At 74.2% G+C, this 18,693-nt stretch carries 15 protein-coding genes; 12 read left to right on the forward strand and 3 right to left on the reverse strand.

Annotated elements, in window-relative coordinates; genetic code table 11:
* Positions 1 to 121 precede the first annotated feature (121 nt).
* The 9 genes from ACSLIC_RS20770 (at position 122) to ACSLIC_RS20810 (ending at position 13,507) form a co-directional block, all read left to right on the forward strand.
* Positions 122 to 1,852, forward strand: coding sequence for a PucR family transcriptional regulator (locus ACSLIC_RS20770; protein ID WP_436739213.1), 1,731 nt, complete (start codon positions 122 to 124; stop codon positions 1,850 to 1,852).
* Between the two features lie 301 nt (positions 1,853 to 2,153).
* Positions 2,154 to 3,599, forward strand: coding sequence for an aldehyde dehydrogenase family protein (locus ACSLIC_RS20775; protein WP_436739214.1), 1,446 nt, complete (start codon positions 2,154 to 2,156; stop codon positions 3,597 to 3,599).
* A 143-nt stretch (positions 3,600 to 3,742) separates the two neighbouring features.
* Entirely contained in the window at positions 3,743 to 5,044 is a 1,302-nt protein-coding gene (locus ACSLIC_RS20780; RefSeq protein WP_436739215.1) for an ROK family transcriptional regulator, read from the forward strand.
* Between the two features lie 535 nt (positions 5,045 to 5,579).
* Positions 5,580 to 6,839, forward strand: coding sequence for a 1-deoxy-D-xylulose-5-phosphate reductoisomerase (gene dxr / locus ACSLIC_RS20785; RefSeq protein WP_436739216.1), 1,260 nt, complete (start codon positions 5,580 to 5,582; stop codon positions 6,837 to 6,839).
* Positions 6,836 to 8,137 carry a M50 family metallopeptidase gene (locus ACSLIC_RS20790; protein WP_436739217.1) on the forward strand — a complete coding sequence of 434 codons (1,302 nt, stop codon included), beginning with the start codon at positions 6,836 to 6,838 and terminating at the stop codon, positions 8,135 to 8,137. The genes dxr and ACSLIC_RS20790 overlap by 4 nt, the downstream gene beginning before the upstream one ends.
* A 358-nt stretch (positions 8,138 to 8,495) precedes the next feature.
* Complete coding sequence (gene ispG / locus ACSLIC_RS20795; protein ID WP_003951175.1) at positions 8,496 to 9,650, forward strand: flavodoxin-dependent (E)-4-hydroxy-3-methylbut-2-enyl-diphosphate synthase; 1,155 nt, start codon at positions 8,496 to 8,498, stop codon at positions 9,648 to 9,650.
* Between the two features lie 280 nt (positions 9,651 to 9,930).
* Positions 9,931 to 10,776, forward strand: a complete 846-nt coding sequence (locus ACSLIC_RS20800; RefSeq protein ID WP_436739218.1) for a GNAT family N-acetyltransferase — start codon at positions 9,931 to 9,933, stop codon at positions 10,774 to 10,776.
* A gap of 381 nt (positions 10,777 to 11,157) precedes the next feature.
* Positions 11,158 to 11,727 carry a GNAT family N-acetyltransferase gene (locus tag ACSLIC_RS20805; RefSeq protein ID WP_436739219.1) on the forward strand — a complete coding sequence of 190 codons (570 nt, stop codon included), beginning with the start codon at positions 11,158 to 11,160 and terminating at the stop codon, positions 11,725 to 11,727.
* Between the two features lie 85 nt (positions 11,728 to 11,812).
* Positions 11,813 to 13,507 (forward strand): proline--tRNA ligase, encoded by a 1,695-nt coding sequence (locus ACSLIC_RS20810; protein WP_436739220.1) that lies wholly within the window; start codon positions 11,813 to 11,815, stop codon positions 13,505 to 13,507.
* Between the two features lie 815 nt (positions 13,508 to 14,322).
* Here ACSLIC_RS20810 and ACSLIC_RS20815 read toward each other — a convergent pair.
* The 3 genes from ACSLIC_RS20815 to ACSLIC_RS20825 are packed head-to-tail and all read right to left on the reverse strand — an operon-like array spanning position 14,323 to position 16,301.
* Entirely contained in the window at positions 14,323 to 15,213 is an 891-nt protein-coding gene (locus tag ACSLIC_RS20815; protein WP_436739221.1) for an aminoglycoside phosphotransferase family protein, read from the reverse strand.
* A gap of 24 nt (positions 15,214 to 15,237) precedes the next feature.
* Entirely contained in the window at positions 15,238 to 15,756 is a 519-nt protein-coding gene (locus ACSLIC_RS20820; protein WP_436739222.1) for a ferritin-like domain-containing protein, read from the reverse strand.
* A complete protein-coding gene (locus tag ACSLIC_RS20825; RefSeq protein ID WP_436739223.1) occupies positions 15,753 to 16,301 on the reverse strand; it encodes a hypothetical protein in 549 nt (182 codons plus the stop codon). Before ACSLIC_RS20825 ends, ACSLIC_RS20820 begins: the two co-directional genes overlap by 4 nt.
* A 279-nt stretch (positions 16,302 to 16,580) precedes the next feature.
* On the opposite strand from ACSLIC_RS20825, the gene rimP reads away from it, so the two are divergent.
* The 3 genes from rimP to ACSLIC_RS20840 all read left to right on the forward strand — a co-directional run bounded on the left by rimP (position 16,581) and on the right by ACSLIC_RS20840 (position 18,637).
* Positions 16,581 to 17,105 carry a ribosome maturation factor RimP gene (gene rimP / locus ACSLIC_RS20830; RefSeq protein WP_436739224.1) on the forward strand — a complete coding sequence of 175 codons (525 nt, stop codon included), beginning with the start codon at positions 16,581 to 16,583 and terminating at the stop codon, positions 17,103 to 17,105.
* A gap of 2 nt (positions 17,106 to 17,107) precedes the next feature.
* Positions 17,108 to 18,169 carry a transcription termination factor NusA gene (gene nusA / locus ACSLIC_RS20835; RefSeq protein WP_436739225.1) on the forward strand — a complete coding sequence of 354 codons (1,062 nt, stop codon included), beginning with the start codon at positions 17,108 to 17,110 and terminating at the stop codon, positions 18,167 to 18,169.
* A 177-nt stretch (positions 18,170 to 18,346) separates the two neighbouring features.
* The gene (locus ACSLIC_RS20840; protein WP_436740432.1) at positions 18,347 to 18,637 is read left to right on the forward strand and encodes a YlxR family protein; all 291 of its coding nucleotides are present in this window, start codon (positions 18,347 to 18,349) and stop codon (positions 18,635 to 18,637) included.
* Positions 18,638 to 18,693 lie beyond the last annotated feature (56 nt).

Raw genomic sequence — 18,693 nt, forward strand, 5'->3', positions numbered from 1 at the left:
GCAGGAGGCGGCGGGGCGCGGGCTCCCTTCTACGGTGAGGCAGAATCGCTGGTGGCGCTTCATACGCCGCGTACAGGACCTTCCCGGTCCCTCGTCGGCCACGCCGTCACCAGAAGGACATATGCCTCCCACGCTCGCCTCCCTCGTCCAGCACTCCGCGCTCAAACTCACGGTGCGCGCGGGCGAGGAACGCCTGGACACCCCGGTGCGCTGGGCGCACGCGAGCGAGCTGGCGGACCCGGTGCCGTACATGGAGGGCGGCGAACTGCTGCTCATCACGGCGCTCAAGCTGGACGCCGAGGACCCGGAGACGATGCGCCGCTACGTACGGCGGCTCGGGCAGGCCGGCGTCGTGGGGCTCGGGTTCGCCGTCGGCGTCCATTACGAGACGATCCCTGACGCCCTGGTGGACGCCGCCGCCGAAGAGGGCCTGCCGCTCCTTGAGGTGCCGCGCCGCACTCCGTTCCTCGCGATCAGCAAGGCGGTGTCCGCGGCGATCTCGGCGGAGCAGTACCAGGCGGTCACCGCCGGATTCGCCGCCCAGCGCGACCTGACCAAGCAGGCCCTCAGCGACGGCCCCGCGGGGCTGCTCGCCGCCCTGGCCGGACAGGTCGACGGCTGGGCGGCGCTCTACGACGCCACCGGCGCCGTCGCCGCCTCCGCTCCGGACTGGGCCGCCCGCCGCGCCGCGCGGCTCACCCCCGAGGTGGAGCGGCTCCACGCGCGGACGCCTCCCGCGAGCCTCGTCGTCGGCGGTGAGTCCGACCGGGTCGAGCTGCACACCCTGGGCACGTCCCGGCGCCCCCGTGCCGCGCTGGCCGTCGGCACCGGGGCACCGCTGGGCACGGCGGAGCGGTACGCGGTGCACTCCGCCATCGCCCTGCTGACCCTCACCACCGAACGGTCGCGCTCCCTCCACGAGGCGGAGCAGCGCGTCGGCGCGGCCGTGCTCCGCATGCTCCTCGCGGGCGAGCCCGAGCACGCCCGCACCGTGTCGGGCAGCCTGTACGGGGACCTCCTCGACGCTCCGTACCGGCTGATCATCGCCGAGGCGGCCTCGGCCACCGCCGCCCGCGTCCACGTCGACGGCCGCGCCGCGCCACGCGGCGCGCTCCCGGCCCGTACCGCCCCCGCCCCGCACGGCGCGGTGCGCCCCGCCGACACGCGGCGCGCCGTCGCGGGGGAGCGCGCCGTCGCGGCGCCGGCGCGGGCGGACGAGCCTCCGGCCGGTCCTCTCGCCGCGCTCGCCGGACACGTGGAGGCCGCGGCCGCCCGTGCCGGGGAGGCGCTCCTGATCGTCCCGGACGGCGAGCGGCTCGTCCTGCTGACCGCCGACGACGGCGCCGCGGCGCGAGCCTGCGTCGGGTACGCCGCAGCCCTCGACCAGGCCCGCGCCACCGGGCAGGCCCCCGCGGGAGGGACGGACGAACCGGTCATGGGGCTCTCCGCGCCGGCCGGCCCCGTCGCGGCCGCCACCGCCTACCGGCAGGCCGAGCAGGCGCTCTCCGTGGCCCGCCGCCGGGGCCGCGCCTTGGTGGAGCACGAGGAGGTGGCCACCGGTTCGGTGGTGCAGCTGCTCGCCGACGACGCGGTCCGCGCCTTCGCCGACGGCCTGCTCAGGGCCTTGCGCGAACACGACGCGACGGGCCGCGGCGACCTCGTCGCCTCCCTGCGCGCCTGGCTCTCGCGCCACGGCCAGTGGGACGCCGCCGCGGCCGAGCTGGGCGTGCACCGGCACACGTTGCGGTACCGCATGCGCCGGGTGGAGGAGATCCTCGGCCGTTCGCTGGACGACCCGGACGTCCGCATGGAGCTGTGGCTCGCGCTGAAGGCCACCACCGGTACGGAGTGACGGGGCGGCCGTCCGGCCCCGTACGGTGAGGGAGCGGTGCGGCGCCGCGGACGGCGCGTACTCCGCGGCGGGGCGGCCCCGGCGCCTCGTGCCCCCCCGTCGTACGGGGCGGGGCTGCCAATCCGGAGTGGCATCACCCGCGACTCATCCGGCCCGGACAAACGATGCTGCGCACCGGCGCCCCTACGGTGGGCTCAGACACCGTTCCCGGTGTGCGGCGGGCACGCCGCGGAGTATCGCGCAGGCCGGCCACCGGGACGGCCCTGGACCACCCACCGACTGCGGAAGGGCCGGAAATCTGATGACTTCCCCTCACGCCTTCTGGCTCGCCGGCCGCCAGGCCGCCGGCGAGACCACCTTCGACGTGACCAACCCCTGGGACGGCCGGCTCGTCGGCACGGTCGCCGTCCCGACCGAGGACCAGGTGGAGGAGGCGGTCGCCGCCGCCCACGCCGTCCGCGAGGAGTTCGCCGCCACCCCGGCGCACGTACGCGCCGCCGCGCTGGACCACGTCGCGCGCCGGCTCGCCGAGCGCACCGAGGAGATCGCGCAGCTGATCTCCGCCGAGAACGGCAAGCCCGTCAAGTGGGCGCGGGGCGAGGTCGGCCGCGCCGTGTCCGTCTTCCGCTTCGCCACAGAGGAGGCCCGCCGGTTCAACGGCGGCGACGCGCAGCGCCTCGACACGGACGCGGGGGGCACCGGGCGGCTCGCCCTGACCCGCCGCTTCCCTCGCGGCGCCGTACTGGGCATCGCGCCGTTCAACTTCCCGCTGAACCTGAGCGCGCACAAGGTCGCCCCCGCCATCGCCGTGGGTGCGCCGATCATCCTCAAGCCCGCACCGGCCACGCCCCTCTCCTCACTGATCCTCGGTGAGCTGCTGGCCGAGACCGACCTGCCCGTCGGCTCCTGGTCGGTGCTGACCGTGCCCAACGACCGGATGCCCGCCCTCGTCCAGGACGAGCGGCTGCCGGTGATCTCGTTCACCGGCTCCGGCCCCGTCGGCTTCTCGATCCTGGAGTCGGTACCGCGCAAGCACTGCACCCTCGAACTGGGCGGCAACGGCGCGGCGGTCGTCCTCGGCGACTACGCCTCCGAGGCCGACCTCGACTGGGCCGCGTCCCGGATCGCCACCTTCGGCAACTACCAGGCCGGCCAGTCCTGCATCTCGGTGCAGCGCGTCATCGCCGACGCCTCCCTGTACGAGCGCCTCGTGCCGAAGATCGTCGCCGCGGTGGAGAGCCAGGTCACGGGCGACCCGTCCGACCCGGCCACCGACGTCGGCCCGCTGGTGAGCGAGGCCGCGGCGCAGCGCCTCGAATCCTGGGTCGACGAGGCGGTGAAGGGCGGCGCGACGCTGCTCACCGGCGGTACGCGCGACGGGGCCACCTACGCCCCGACGGTCCTCGCCGACCTGCCGGAGGACGCCACGCTCTCCTGCGAGGAGGCGTTCGGCCCGGTGCTCTCGGTACAGCGCGCCGACAGCGAGGAAGCCGCCTTCGCCGCGGTCAACGACTCCAAGTACGGCCTCCAGGCAGGCGTCTTCACCCACGACCTCCAGGCCGCCTTCCGGGCCCACCGGTCCCTCGAAGTCGGCGGCGTCATCATCGGCGACGTGCCGTCCTACCGCGCGGACCAGATGCCGTACGGCGGGGTGAAGGAGTCCGGCGTCGGCCGGGAAGGCGTCGCGTACGCCATGGACGACTACACCTACGAGCGGGTCATGGTCCTCACCGGGCTCGACCTCTGAGCGGATCGACCACCCCCTGCGGGGCCGGGCGCACCTCGGCGCCCGGCCCCGCAGGCATTCGTGGCGGCGGTGGCCGTGCCCCGCCGTCCCCCGCGCAGGCGCCCCGCCCCGCCGGAGGCGGTCCCCGTAGGCTGCCGGACACCATGACGCAGAATCCGCCCCCGGCCCGCCGCGCGGTGCCCCGCCGCCCCGTTCCGGGCGCCGCCCACGCCGAGAGCGCGGGGCGGCGGCCGGGCCGCACCGACGCCCCCGGCGTGCGCCGGCTCAACCTGAGCCGGGTGGCACAGGCCGTGCACGACGAGGCGGAGATCACCCGGGCCGCCGTGGCCGAGCGGCTCGGGCTGACCAGGGCGGCCGTCTCGTCCCTGGTGGAGCAGTTGATGATGGCGGGGTTCGTCGCCGAGTCGGGCAAGACGTTCAGCGGCCAGGCGGGGCGACCGGGCACGGCCCTGACCATGGCCCGCACCGGGCACGCCGGACTGGGCGTCAGCGTCGAGGTGGACGCGCTCACGGTCTGCCTCGTCGACCTGGCCGGTACGGAGCGGCTGCGCCTCACCTCGGTGGGGCGGCACGCCGGGGCGGACCCCCGCGCCGTGCTGCGCGACGCCGCGCAGCTCACGGGGCGCGCCCTGCGCGTGGCGGCCCGGGAGGACCTGGCGCCCGCCGGGGTCGACCTCGCCCTCCCCGGCCTCGTCGCCGAGGGCGTGGTCCGCCAGGCACCCAACCTGGGCTGGAACGCGGTGCCCGCCGCGGAACTGTTCGCCCAGGCCCTGCGCGACGACGGGGCGCAGCTGCCGGTCGGCTCCGACAACGAGGCCAACTCCGCCGCGCTCGCCCAGCTCTGGGCGGGAGCCCCGGGCGGCGCTCGCACCTTCGTCTACCTCAGCGGCGACATCGGTGTGGGTGGCGCCGTCGTCCTGGACGGGGAACTGCTGCGTGGCGCGCACGGCTTCGCCGGCGAGATCGGCCACCTGGTCGTCGACCCGAACGGCCCCGACTGCCGCTGCGGTTCACGGGGCTGCCTTGAGCGCTACGCCGGCCAGGACGCCCTGCTTTGCGCGGCGGGAGTGGACCCGCGAGAGGGCCTCGCCGCGCTGGCCCGCCGCGCCGCCGACGGGTCCGGGGCGCCGGAGGCACGACGCGCCCGGGAGGCCGTCGAGCAGGCAGGCACCATGCTCGGAGTCGCCCTGTCCGGCGCGGTCAACCTCCTCGACCCCGAGACGGTGATCCTCGGCGGCTTCTACCGGGAACTCGTCGGCCGACTCGCCCCCGCCGCCGAACGAGAGCTGGAACGCCGCGTCGTCTCCGGCCTCTGGGGGGTCGGCAGCGGCCGCCTCCGCACGGCCTCACCCGCCGGCGACGCCGCCCGTGGCGCGGCCGGCCAGGTCCTGCGCCGCGTCCTCGCGGACCCGCTGGCGTACAGCGGGGCGCCCTCCGCCTCATAGCGGAAAACCGCAGGTCGCCCGCGACGTACGGGGCGGGGACGGAGCGTACGAAGCGCGCGGTGTACGCCCCGTACGGGGCAAGGAGGGGCCACCTCGACGGGCCATCTCCGGGTGCGTCGTACGGGGCGGGCCCGCGCTGAACGTTGCGCCGAGTATGCCCTTGGGCGGCAAGGCCGCGCCGTGCGCCGGGCGCCGCCGGCACACTTCCGGACACCTTCCAGCCTCCGCCGGGGCTCCGACCGCGGCCCGGCACCGAGCCCGACCCGGCCTGCCTCCGGTCTGCTCCCGCCGTGCCCTCGTCCCGATCCGGCCCCACGACAGCCCCGCCGAGCGCGCCCCGCCCGACAAGAAACCGCAGGTCGCCCGCGACGTACCCCCAGCGAACGGCGCGCCCCGCCCGCCCCGTGGTCAGCCCCACACCGCAACCACGTGCTCACCACCGCGACATCCCCGCCGCGCACCCCTCAGCCCCACGCCCGCGCCGCACCGGGACCGCCCTGCACGCCCATCGTGCCCGGGGCGCAAGAATGGGGGGATGACCGACAGTCCTGCCACCGCAGCACGCCCCTCCCCGCTCGCCGATCCGCACCTCGTCTTCGACGACGCGGCCGGGCGGCGCGACATCGTGATCCTCGGCTCCACCGGTTCCATCGGTACGCAGGCCATCGACCTGGTGCTCCGTCATCCAGAGCGCTTCCGCGTGACCGGGCTCTCCGCCGCCGGCGGCCGGGTGGACCTGCTCGCCGACCAGGCGCACCGGCTGCGGCCCGCCGTGGTGGCCGTGGCCCGCGAGGAGGCGGCCCCGCGACTGCGCGAGGCGCTGCGGGCCCGGTACGGCCCGGCGGAGCCGCTGCCCGAGGTCCTCGCGGGCCCCGACGCGGCCACCCAGCTGGCCCAGTCGCCCTGCCACACGGTGCTCAACGGCATCACGGGCTCCATCGGCCTCGCCCCGACACTCGCCGCTCTGGAGGCGGGCCGCACTCTCGCCCTCGCCAACAAGGAGTCGCTGATCGTCGGCGGACCCCTGGTGAAGGCGGTGGCCAAGCCGGGCCAGATCATCCCCGTCGACTCGGAGCACGCCGCACTCTTCCAGGCGCTCGCCGCGGGCGACCGCGCGGACGTGCGCCGCCTCGTCGTCACCGCCTCGGGCGGACCGTTCCGCGGCCGTACCCGGGCCGAGCTGGAGCGGGTCACCCGCGAAGACGCCCTGGCGCATCCGACCTGGGCGATGGGGCCGGTCATCTCGGTCAACTCCGCGACCCTCGTCAACAAGGGCCTGGAGGTCATCGAGGCCCACCTGCTGTACGACATCCCGTTCGAGCAGATCGAGGTCGTCGTCCACCCGCAGTCGTACGTTCACTCGATGGTGGAGTTCAGCGACGGTTCCACCCTCGCGCAGGCCACGCCGCCCGACATGCGGGGCCCGATCGCCATCGGTCTCGGCTGGCCGGAGCGGGTGCCGGACGCCGCGCCGGCCTTCGACTGGACGAAGGCGTCGTCCTGGGAGTTCTTCCCGCTCGATACCGAGGCGTTCCCGTCGGTGGGCCTCGCCCGCCACGTCGGGGGGCTCGGCGGTACCGCCCCCGCCGTCTTCAACGCCGCCAACGAGGAGTGTGTAGAGGCGTTCCTCGCGGACCGGCTGCCGTTCAACGCGATCATGGATACCGTCACCCGGGTGGTGACCGAGCACGGCGTACCCGCGACGGGAACTTCCCTGACGGTCCCGGACGTCCTGGAAGCGGAGACCTGGGCACGCGCCCGGGCCCGGGAACTCGCAGCGGAGGCGCGCGCATGACGATCTTGTTGACGGTCCTCGGCATCGTGGTCTTCGCGTTCGGCCTGCTGTTCTCCATCGCGTGGCACGAGCTGGGGCACCTGTCGACGGCGAAGCTCTTCGGCATCCGGGTGCCGCAGTACATGGTCGGGTTCGGCCCGACGGTCTTCTCCCGCCGCAAGGGCGAGACGGAGTACGGCGTCAAGGCCATCCCGCTGGGCGGCTACATCCGGATGATCGGCATGTTCCCGCCGGGCCCCGACGGCCGGATCGAGGCCCGTTCGACCTCGCCGTTCCGCGGCATGATCGAGGACGCGCGATCGGCGGCGTTCGAGGAGCTCCAGCCCGGCGACGAGACGCGGCTCTTCTACACGCGCAAGCCGTGGAAGCGCGTGATCGTGATGTTCGCCGGGCCGTTCATGAACCTGATCCTGGCCGTGGCGATCTTCCTCGGCGTGGCGATGAGCTTCGGTTTCGCCACCCAGACCACCGAGGTCGGCGGCGTCCAGCAGTGCGTCATCGCGCAGAGCGAGAAGCGCGACACCTGCCGCCAGAGCGACCCGGTCTCACCGGCCAAGGCGGCCGGGCTCCAGGAGGGCGACAAGATCGTCGCCTTCGACGGCACCCCCGTGGACGACTGGGCGACGCTCTCGGAGCGCATCCGCCGGACCATCGGGCCCGCCACCCTCACCGTCGAGCGCGACGGCGAGCGGACGCAACTCCAGACCACCCTGATCGAAAACCGCGTGGCCAAGAAGGACGCCGACGGCGAGGTGATCAAGGACCAGTGGGTCCGCGCCGGTTATCTCGGCTTCGCCGCGCAGACCGAGATCCAGCCACTGGGCTTCGTCGACTCCGTCGGCCGCATGGGCGACATGCTCGAGAACGGCGTGGAGTCGATCATCGCCCTGCCCTCCAAGGTCCCGGCGCTCTGGGACGCCGCGTTCGACGGAGGGGAGCGCGCGGACGACTCCCCGGTCGGCGTCGTCGGCGCCGCCCGGATCGGCGGCGAGGTGATGAACCTCGACGTGCCGGCGCAGAACCAGATCGCGATGATGCTGTTCCTGCTGGCCGGTTTCAACCTGTCGCTCTTCCTGTTCAACATGCTGCCGCTGCTCCCGCTGGACGGCGGCCACATCGCCGGAGCCCTCTGGGAATCCGTACGCCGCCGAGGCGCCCGCATCCTGCGCCGTCCGGACCCGGGCCCGTTCGACGTGGCCAAACTGATGCCCGTCGCCTACGTGGTGGCGGGGCTGTTCATCTGCTTCACCCTGCTCGTCCTCGTGGCCGACCTGGTGAACCCGGTACGCATCTCCTGACCGGAGGCCGGTCTTTCCCCCCGGGCGGACGTGTGCCTCGCGTACGCGTCCGGCCGGGGGTTCGCCGTCGCGCGGGAGCCCGCCGAGGCCGGTCCGCGCCTGGCTTCCCACGGGTCGTTCACCCTCGCGTCCCGAATCTGTGACCGAACTGTCGAGCGGCCGACCGGGTGGCGCGGTCGGACCGGCTCATCCCCTCCGTACCGTGCGGTGACAGGGGTCCCGGGGGCCACGGAGGCCCCGGCGCGCCGATGGCGCGCGCGGGGACGGATGTGCCGGGGGACGGGCCCGTGCCGTAATCTCGGTCGTCGGAGCCCGCCGATCTCGGGACCACGATCCACATCTTGGGGTTGCACTGCAGATGACTGCGATTTCACTGGGAATGCCGTCCGTTCCGACCCTGCTCGCCGAGCGCAGGAAGAGTCGGCAGATCCAGGTCGGGTCGGTGGCGGTCGGGGGGGACGCGCCGGTCTCGGTCCAGTCCATGACGACCACCCGTACCTCCGACATCGGGGCGACGCTCCAGCAGATCGCCGAGCTGACCGCCTCCGGATGCCAGATCGTCCGGGTCGCCTGCCCGACCCAGGACGACGCCGACGCGCTCGCCGTCATCGCGAAGAAGTCGCAGATCCCGGTGATCGCCGACATCCACTTCCAGCCGAAGTACGTCTTCGCGGCGATCGACGCCGGCTGCGCCGCGGTCCGGGTCAACCCGGGCAACATCAAGCAGTTCGACGACAAGGTCCGCGAGATCGCCAAGGCGGCCAACGAGACCCGCACGCCCATCCGGATCGGTGTCAACGCGGGCTCCCTCGACAAGCGCCTGCTCCAGAAGTACGGCAAGGCCACGCCTGAGGCGCTGGTCGAGTCGGCCCTGTGGGAGGCGTCGCTCTTCGAGGAGCACGGCTTCCACGACATCAAGATCTCGGTGAAGCACAACGACCCCGTCGTCATGGTCAACGCCTACCGGCAGCTCGCCGCCGCCAGCGACTACCCGCTCCACCTCGGCGTCACCGAGGCCGGCCCGGCGTTCCAGGGCACCATCAAGTCGGCGGTCGCCTTCGGCGCGCTGCTCAGCGAGGGCATCGGCGACACCATCCGGGTCTCGCTCTCGGCGCCCCCGGCCGAGGAGGTCAAGGTCGGCCTCCAGATCCTGGAGTCGCTCAATCTCAAGCCCCGCCGCCTGGAGATCGTCTCCTGCCCCTCCTGCGGGCGCGCCCAGGTCGACGTCTACAAGCTCGCCGAGGAGGTCACCGCGGGCCTTGAGGGTATGGAGGTGCCCCTCCGCGTCGCCGTCATGGGCTGCGTCGTCAACGGTCCCGGTGAGGCGCGCGAGGCGGACCTCGGTGTCGCCTCCGGCAACGGCAAGGGTCAGATCTTCGTCAAGGGCGAGGTCATCAAGACCGTGCCGGAGTCGAAGATCGTGGAGACCCTCATCGACGAGGCGATGAAGATCGCCGAGCAGATGGAGAAGGACGGCATCGCCTCGGGCGAGCCGTCGGTGTCCGTCAGCTGATCCCGGGCGGGCTCCTCGGCACGGCCGCCTGAGAAGCCCCCGGAGGCCCGCGCCCGCCGCCCCGCAAGCGCTCCGTCGCCCGCCCCGTACGGGGCGGGCGACCTGCGGTTACGCCGCCGTACGTGGGCGCCCCGCGCCGCCCCGTGACGGCGGCCCGTCGGCCTCCACGAGCCCCGTCCGGCGCGCCCCGTACGGGCCCCGACCGGGGCGCGGAGCGGGCGGAGGAACCGCCGGGTACAGTGCGAAGAATCAGTACCCCCGCATGATGAGGTCCCTTCCCGTGCTGACGCAGACCACCACCAGGGTCCTCGAACCGAGCGACCTGGACGCCGCGCTCGCGATACTCGACCGCGAACCCGTCGCCAACGCCTTCGTCAGTGCCCGCGTGCAGATCGCCGGCCTCGACCCGTGGCGCCTGGGCGGCGAGATGTGGGGCTGGTACGAGGACGGCATGCTCCGCTCGCTCTGCTACGCCGGGGCCAATCTGGTGCCCATCTCCGCAACCCCCGCCGCCGTGCGGGGATTCGCCGACCGTGCCCGCCGTTCCGGGCGGCGCTGCTCCTCCATCGTCGGCCCCGCGGGCCCCACAGCGCAGCTGTGGCGCCTGCTGGAACCGAGCTGGGGCCCCGCCCGCGAAGTCCGCGCCCACCAGCCGCTCATGGTCGCCGACCGCATGCCCGAGGGCATCGAGCCCGACCCGTACGTCCGTCGCGTCCGCAAGAACGAGATGGAGACGATCATGCCCGCGTGCGTCGCCATGTTCACCGAGGAGGTCGGCGTCTCCCCGCTCGCGGGGGACGGCGGGCTGCTCTACCAGGCCCGGGTCGCCGAGCTGGTTGGATCGGGCCGGGCATTCGCCCGCATCGAGAACGGCAAGGTCGTCTTCAAGGCGGAGATCGGCGCGACCACGCCGCAGGTCTGCCAGATCCAGGGCGTCTGGGTCGCCCCGGAGCACCGGGGGCGCGGCCTCTCCGTCTCCGGCATGGCCGCCGTGCTGCGCTACGCCCTGGCCGATGTCGCCCCCGTGGCCAGCCTCTACGTCAACGACTTCAACACGCCGGCCCGCGCCTCGTACCGGCATGTCGGTTTCGAAGAGGTCGGCGAGTTCATGAGCGTCCTCTTCTGAATCGTTCCGGCAAGGTGCGGGGCGCGCTCGCCTTCCCCACGCTGCCCCTGGCGACGCTCGTCGTCGCCGCGCGGGACGCGACGCCCGGCTCGGCCATCCTGGTGATCGGCCTCCGTCGACCTGCCGGCGCGGCTCAAGCAGGAGCAGGGCCGGGCCATCGTGATGGTCTCCCACGCCCTGTCCCTCGTCGCGACCCGCGCCAACGCACCTCGGTCCTCGATCGCGTCGTGGGACAGGCGACACCGCGCAAGTCCTGGGTGCGCCCCGTGCCCCTTACACCCGCAAGCTCCTGACCAGCGTGCCCAGGCTGCCCCGCGCGCACGGGACCCCAGGCCGCCGCGCGCGGCCCGGGCCGCGCCCGGGACAGGTAGGGTCGCCGCCATGGCGCGCCTCCCCGGGGACCGGACCCGGAATCCGGAACACCTCACGATCGGCCCCCTCGACCTCGCGGCCCGGGTGGACGAGGCACTGGAGGTGCAGGCCGTCGCCTTCGGCCTCGGCGCCGAGGAGGTCGCGGTCCGCCGCCACATCGTCCTCCGCCACCTCGACTGCCCAGGCGCCCGCGCGCTGGGCGCCACCACCCCCACGGGGCGGCTGGCCGGGTTCGTCTACGGCATGCCCAACAACCGCGGTCACTGGTGGTCCACCGTCGTCGAGCCCTATCTGCGCGCCCTGGGCAGCGACGACTGGCTCGACGGCTCGTTCGTCATCACCGAACTGCACGTTCACCCCACGTACCAGGGCCGGGGCGCGGGCAAGGGCCTCATCACCGCGCTCACCGGCACCTGCGGACTGCCCCGGTCCATCCTCTCCGCCATCGACACCGACAGCCCTGCCCGTCACCTGTACCGCTCACTGGGCTACACCGACCTCGCCCGCCAGGTCCTTTTCCCCAGCGCACCGCGCCCGTACGCGGTCATGGGGGCCCCGCTCCCCCTGCTCCGGAGCTGACTCGCCGCGGACAACCGATTTCCGCCAGCCCCACGCCCGGGGCTAACCTCCTGGACGAGTCACCCTTTCCCTCCAGGAGTTCATCATGGCCCAGGTCCAGCGCATGTCCCGGTTGATGGTCAAGACACTGCGCGACGACCCGGCCGACGCCGAGACGATCAGCCACAAGCTGCTGGTCCGCGCCGGCTACGTGCGCCGCACCGCCGCGGGTATCTGGTCGTGGCTGCCGCTCGGCAAGAAGGTCCTCGACAACATCTCCCGCGTCGTCCGCGAGGAGATGGACGCCATCGGCGCCCAGGAGGTCCTGCTGCCGGCCCTGCTGCCCAAGGAGCCCTACGAGGCGTCCGACCGCTGGGAGGAGTACGGCGACCTGCTGTTCCGCCTCAAGGACCGCAAGGGCGCCGACTACCTGCTCGGCCCCACCCACGAGGAGATCTTCACCCAGGTCGTCAAGGACCAGTGCGCGTCCTACAAGGACCTGCCGGTGATGCTCTACCAGATCCAGACCAAGTACCGCGACGAGGCCCGCCCCCGCTCCGGCGTGCTGCGCGGCCGCGAGTTCCAGATGAAGGACTCGTACTCGTTCGACACCACCGACGAGGGTCTGGAGGAGTCGTACCAGCTGCACCGCGCCGCGTACCAGCGGATCTTCGCGCGCCTCGGGCTCGACTACCGCATCGTCTCCGCCGTCTCCGGCGCCATGGGCGGCTCCGCCTCCGAGGAGTTCCTCGCCCCCGCCCCGGCCGGTGAGGACACCTTCGCGGACTGCCCGAACTGCTCGTACGCCGCCAACACCGAGGCCGTCACCTTCGCCCTCGCTCCCGTCGAGGGCGCCGGGCACGGCCCCGTCGAGGTCCTCGACACCCCCGACACCCCGACCATCGAGACCCTCGCCGCCCACCTCGGCGTGCCCGCCTCCGCGACGCTGAAGAACCTGCTGGTCAAGGTCGACGGCGAGATCGTGGCCGTCGGCGTGCCGGGCCACCGCGAGGTCGACCTGGGCAAGCTCGGCGAGCACCTGGCGCCCGCCGAGGTCGAACTCGTCACCGCCGAGGACTTCGAGGGCCGCCCCGACCTGGTCCGCGGCTACGTCGGACCGCAGGGCCTCGACAAGGTGCGCTACATCGCCGACCCGCGCGTCGCCCCCGGCACTGCCTGGGTCACCGGCGCCAACGAGGACGGCAAGCACGCCCGCAATGTCGTCGCCGGCCGCGACTTCGAGGTCGACGACTACCTCGACGTGGCCGTCGTCGAGGAGGGCGACCCCTGCCCCGCCTGCGGTACCGGCCTGAAGCTGGACCGCGCCATCGAGATCGGCCACATCTTCCAGCTGGGCCGCAAGTACGCCGACACTTTCCAGCTGGACGTCCTCGGCCAGCAGGGCAAGCCGGTCCGCGTCACGATGGGCTCCTACGGCATCGGCGTCTCGCGCGCCGTGGCCGCCCTCGCCGAGCAGACCGCCGACGGCCAGGGCCTGTGCTGGCCCGCCGAGGTCGCCCCTGCCGACGTGCACGTGGTCGCCGCGGGCAAGGCGCTCCAGACCGAGCTGGCCCTGGAGGTCGCTGAGAAGCTGAACGCGGCCGGGGCCCGCGTCCTCGTCGACGACCGCGCCGGAGTCTCGCCCGGCGTGAAGTTCACCGACGCCGAACTCATCGGCGTCCCGAAGATCCTCGTCGCCGGCCGCCGCAGCGCCGACGGCATCGTGGAACTGAAGGACCGCCGCACCGGCGAGCGCGAGGAACTCCCCGTCGCCGAGGCCATCGCCCGCCTCACCGCCTGACCCACTCGCCCAACACGGCCCCCGTCGTCTCCGGTGCACCGCCGCCGGACGACGGGGGCCGCTGTCTGCGCCGCAGGGCCGGCGAACGGCAGCGCAGGCACGCGCCGCGCCGCGCCGTCTGTAGGGTGCACCGGGGCGGAGGAGACCCTTACCATCCCGCCCGTCCGTCCCCCCCCCGCCTATCCGCGCCGGTAGCCAAGCCCGGCCGGTGGCGGGGCGTGGCCGCCCAGTGCCGGGTCTGGCCCGTCGTCCGCCCCGTGGAACGTGCGCGATCGGTTGCACGGCCCCGTCTTGTACGGGTCCACGGGGGCGGAGCAGCCCCCTACCGGCCCTGTAGGTCTGCGTGTGCCGCCCGCTGGCCCGAGCCCTCCTGCGGGGCGCAGGCGGCTGGAACTGGTCTGCGGGGCGGAGGCGCCCTTCATCGAGCAGCCCCGCACCGGCCCGATGTCGGGCAGGGCATGCCGCCTCAGCTTCGGTCAACCTGAAGGCGCGGTCGCCCCGCGGCCGTTCCCGGCGCGTCGCACGCCCCCGTTGGCGCGGCGCCGCTCCGACAACGCCGCTGTACGACCCCACGGGGCGGAGTAGCCCCTTACTGGCCCCGCGAACGGCACGAACGGCACCAGGCCCCGATCTACCATCCCCCGTAGCCCCGTAGCCCCGTAGCCCCGTAGCCCCGTAGCCCCGTAGCCCCGTAGCCCCGTAGCCCCGTAGCCCCGTAGCCCCGTAGCCCCGTAGCCCCGTAGCCCCGTAGCCCCGTAGCCCCGTAGCCCCGTAGCCCCGTAGCCCCGTAGCCCCGTAGCCCCGCCCGCTCCCGGCTAAAGCCACCCCGCGTACTCCAGCAGCGCCTCGCCCATCGGTCGGCGGCCCCGGCGTAGCGCCGACATGCCGCCGTACACGGCGCGGAAGAGGGTCCAGGCGCGCAGGCGGTCCCGGTCCACGTCGAGGGAGTCGGCTAGGCGGGACAGGCGGCGGCGGGACGTCGAGCTGCCCGTGTCGGCGCCGACCAGGTCCTCGACGCGGTCCAGGCCCAGGCGGGCCAGGTCGTAGGCGCGTTCGCCGGTGACGGGGGACGGGCCGACCGCCAGCCACGGGGCGCGGTCGCCGGCCAGGACCTTGCCCTGCCCGTACGCGCCGTGCAGGAGCAGCTCCTCGGGCGGGTCCGCGAGCGACTCGGCGCGGGCGGCGCGGGCGGCCTCGACGAGCGGGCGGTACATCTCGGGTGCCCCGTCCAGCGTCGCGGCCTGCGTGGCGGTGCGCTCCGCCACCGTGGGAAGCCCACTCCCGACGGGCACCTCCACCCAGAGCTTGCGCACGGTGTCGGCTGCCTCCAGGAGCGCCTTGGCCTGCGCCAGCGACCGCAGGGAGACATCGGGCCGCAGGCGCTCCAGCAGCAGGGCCCCCGGTGCCGGGCGGGCCAGCAGCCGACAGGCGCCCCATCCGTCCCACCGCCCCAGGGCGAGCGCCTCCCCCTGCGGGGCGGCCGACGGCGGGGCCAGCTTCAGCACCGCCGGAGCACCGTCCGCGAGCCGGACCAGCACCACCACGCTGCTGCGCCCGCCCGGGGCGTGGACGCGTTCGGGTACGGCCCCGCAGGCGTCCAGTGCCTCGTCGACGAGGCCCGGCAGTCGCTCCCGCCACATGGCGTCGCCGTCGTCGGAGTTCTCGGCGAGGGCCCGGGCAAGGCGCTCCGGAGGTTCGAACGCCATCGCGGGTACGGCTCCTTCCAGCAGTCAGGTCTGCGGTGCCACGGGGGCACCCGGTTCGGCCGAGCGCTCCGTGAGCCCAGGGAAGGCTACGCTGCCGCCCCGCCAGCGCACGGCGCGGACCGCCGCCTCCCTGAGCGCCTCGGCGGCGGCCGCGCGCCGCGCGCCTTCGGTGGCCCGCACCAGGTCGCCGTAGACGGCCGCCGCGCGCTCCTCCAGCTCCGCCGCAAGCCGCACCGCCGCGGCGCTGTCGGCGACGGGGAACGGCAGCGCGTACCCAGCTGCGGCGGCCTGCGGGGCGCCTCCCAGGTCGCGCGCCATGCGCTGCCACGCGTCGCGGCGGGCCCGGTGCGTGTCATGGGCCGTACGGGCCTCCGCGCGGCGCTCCCCGGCGATCCGGCCGCCCACCACGCCGTACCCGTAGACCGCCGCGTGCTCGGCGCGCAGCGCCGCCTGCACCGCGCGCAGTTCGGCGCTCTCGGCGCCCTGCTCCGCCCCGTCGTCCCGTACCGCGCGAGGAGCGCCCCCGGGCGTACGCGTCGTCATTTCTTCCCCTCCGTCAGCAGATAGGTGTGGGCCGCGCCGGCCGCCGCCGCCGAGGCCAGCAGCCGGGCCAGTTCGCCCGGCGCCTCGAGCAGGTCCTTGCCGTGCCGGTCCGCCAGTTCGCGCTCCGCGTCGGCGAGGCCGCGCAGCGCGGCGTCCGGGTCCGCCGCGGCGTGCGGCGTGGCCTGCGGCGCCGGGGCGGGCGGTGCGGCGTTCGGCGGCACCTCCTCGGCGGGGCCGGAGGTGAACGCGTCCCGGTGCATCGCGACCTGCTCACGCAGCGGCGTCAGGCGCTCCGCGAGCTGCGGGTGGGCGGCGATCACCGCGTCGTACCGGGCGAGCAGCCGCTCGCTGCCGGACCGCGCCGCCGCCAGCAGTCGCGGCGCCGCGGCCTTCCGGGCCTGCTCGGCCGCCCCGCCGCCCGAAGTGGCGCCGCTGGAGCAGCCGGTGAGCAGCGCGGCGGAGACGGTGCCGGTGACCGCGCCGGTCAGCACGGTCCTGCGGCGCGGTCCCGGCGCGGGCCGGGGGCGGGGGGGAGTGAGCGGCACGGCGGACGTCCTCGGAGGCAGCGGACCGACGGGGGAACGGGGGACAGCGGCACACGGCGGGCCGGCGGTGCGGCGCGCGGAGGCACCGTACGAGCGCCCGCGCGGCCTCGCCATGATCAAGGTACCCGCGCCCCCGCCGCCCCGCTCGGGCGGAGCCGCCCGTCCGGCGGCGCGCCCGCCGGGCCCCCTGCCCGGCCGCGACACCCCTGCGGACCGGATACCCTTTGACCTGACACGCGCCCAACCCACAACAGCACACGCGGCCGAGGAGTCACCCGGATGAGTACCACGTTGAGCGACAGGCTGCGCGAGCTGATCGAGCCGCTCGTCAGCTCCCAGGAACTCGACCTGGAAGAGGTGACGGTCACCCCCGCGGGCAAGCGGCGCGTGCTGCGCGTCGTGGTGGACTCCGACGACGGGGTCCAGCTCGACACCTGCGCCGACCTCAGCCGCTCGGTCTCCGCGCGTCTCGACGAGACCGACGCGATGGGCGAGGGCGAGTACGTCCTGGAGGTCACCTCCCCCGGCGCCGACCGCCCCCTGTCCGAGCACCGCCACTTCGTGCGGGCCACCGGCCGGCTGGTCAAGTTCCACCTGACGCCCGACGCGGGCGCGGAGGAACTGGTGGCCCGGATCGAGGCCGTCGACGAGGACGGGCTGGACCTGGAGGTTCCCGGGGTCAAGGGCCGTAAGCCCAAGCAGCGGCGCCTGCCGCTGAAGGACGTCGCGCGGGCGCGCGTCGAGATCGAGTTCAACCGCAAGAACGCGTCCGCCGACCGGACACAGAACGAAGAGGAGGCGTAGCCGTGGACATCGACATGAGTGCCCTGCGGGGCTTGGTGCGGGAGAAGGAGATCTCCTTCGACCTGCTGGTCGAGGCGATCGAGTCGGCGCTCCTCATCGCCTACCACCGGACCGAGGGCAGCCGCCGCCACGCGCGCGTGCGCCTGGACCGGGAGACCGGGCACGTGACGGTCTGGGCCAAGGAGGACCGCGAGGACCTGGAGGAGGGCGTCGAGCCCCGCGAGTTCGACGACACCCCGTCGGACTTCGGGCGGATCGCCGCCACCACCGCCAAGCAGGTGATCCTCCAGCGGCTGCGCGACGCGCAGGACGACGCCACGCTCGGCGAGTACGCGGGCCGCGAGGGCGACATCGTCACCGGTGTCGTCCAGCAGGGCCGCGACCCGAAGAACGTGCTGGTCGACATCGGCAAGCTGGAGGCCATCCTGCCGGTGCAGGAGCAGGTCCCCGGCGAGGAGTACCCGCACGGCGCCCGGCTGCGCAGCTACGTGGTGCGGGTGGCGAAGGGCGTACGAGGCCCCTCGGTCACGCTCTCGCGTACCCACCCGGGGCTGGTGAAGAAGCTCTTCGCGCTGGAGGTCCCCGAGATCGCCGACGGGTCGGTGGAGATCTCGGCCATCGCCCGCGAGGCCGGCCACCGCACGAAGATCGCGGTCCGCTCGACCCGTTCCGGGCTGAACGCCAAGGGCGCCTGCATCGGCCCGATGGGCGGCCGGGTCCGCAACGTCATGGCCGAGCTCAACGGCGAGAAGATCGACATCGTCGACTGGTCCGACGACCCCGCCGACATGGTGGCCAACGCCCTCTCGCCCGCCCGGGTGAGCAAGGTCGAGGTGGTGGACTTCGCGGCTCGCTCCGCCCGCGTCACCGTTCCCGACTACCAGTTGTCGCTCGCCATCGGCAAGGAGGGCCAGAACGCCCGTCTCGCCGCCCGCCTGACCGGCTGGCGCATCGACATCCGTCCCGACACCGAGCAGCCCGGCGGCGAGAACGGCGAGGGCCCCGCGGACGAGCGCGGCGAGGGCCGTGAGCGCCGCCAGGAGTGGAGCCGGGAGCGTCGCTGACGCGCCCCGGCGACCCCGCGCGCGGCGCCGCGCGGATGTGATGTCGCTCACGTCGCCCGCCCCCCAGGCGCACAGGGGGCGTACGGGGTCGCCCCGGGGCGCGCTGGAGATCAGGAAGAGAGTCGGCCGCGCCCTGCCCCGGAGGGGTGGGGCCGGCGCGGGGAGGTAGACTTGAACGTGTCTGGCCGGACGCTTGCTCGCTCACGCCCTGAACGCACGTGCGTGGGATGCCGGGAGCGGGCGGCCAAGAATGAACTGCTGCGCATCGTCGCGGACGGGGACGCCTGCGTCCCCGATCGGCGCGGTACGCTGCCGGGCCGGGGTGCGTACGTCCACCCCGTGCCGGTCTGCATCGACCAGGCGGTCCGCCGCCGCGCGTTCCCCAGGGCCTTCCGCGTCCAGGGACCGCTCGACACGACGGACGTGAGCCGGGCCGTCGAGACCGTTGCCGGCCGGGCAACACCGTAAGAGCGCCGCGCGGTCCTTCCCGCGCGGCCCAGGTACCTCGCGAGTTGGAAGTAGGT

Origin of the sequence: Streptomyces sp. BBFR102 (genome assembly GCF_051397025.1) — a bacterium.
GTDB lineage: Bacteria > Actinomycetota > Actinomycetes > Streptomycetales > Streptomycetaceae > Streptomyces.